The 240-nt window shown below is 69.6% G+C and carries 1 protein-coding gene; it reads left to right on the top strand.

Features of this window, described 5'->3' with window-relative positions; translation table 11 throughout:
- Positions 1 to 106: 106 nt before the first annotated feature.
- On the top strand, positions 107 to 240 hold a 134-nt coding region (locus KVS69_RS20420), incomplete at its 3' end, for an efflux RND transporter permease subunit (protein ID WP_217540139.1).

The raw sequence follows: 240 nt of genomic DNA, 5'->3' as shown, positions 1-240 counted from the left end.
CCAAGGCTGCGGCAAACGCTCCGGCTCCCGCTGCGGCGCCTGCCAAGGCCGGTGGAGCGGACCCCGCCAAGGCTGACGGCGCGGCCGGCTCGGCGGAGGCCCGCAAATGAATTTCCCCCGCTTCTTCATCAACCGGCCGATCTTCGCCATCGTCCTGTCGGTGCTGATGCTGATCGCAGGCGCGATCGGCTACTTCCAGCTGCCGCAGAGCGAATACCCGCAGGTCACGCCGCCCGCGGT

It is taken from the genome of Stenotrophomonas sp. GbtcB23 (assembly GCF_019091045.1).
Lineage (GTDB): Bacteria > Pseudomonadota > Gammaproteobacteria > Xanthomonadales > Xanthomonadaceae > Stenotrophomonas > Stenotrophomonas rhizophila_A.
Note: the sequence above shows the minus strand (reverse complement) of the source record. Positions and strands in the feature narration are given on the sequence as shown.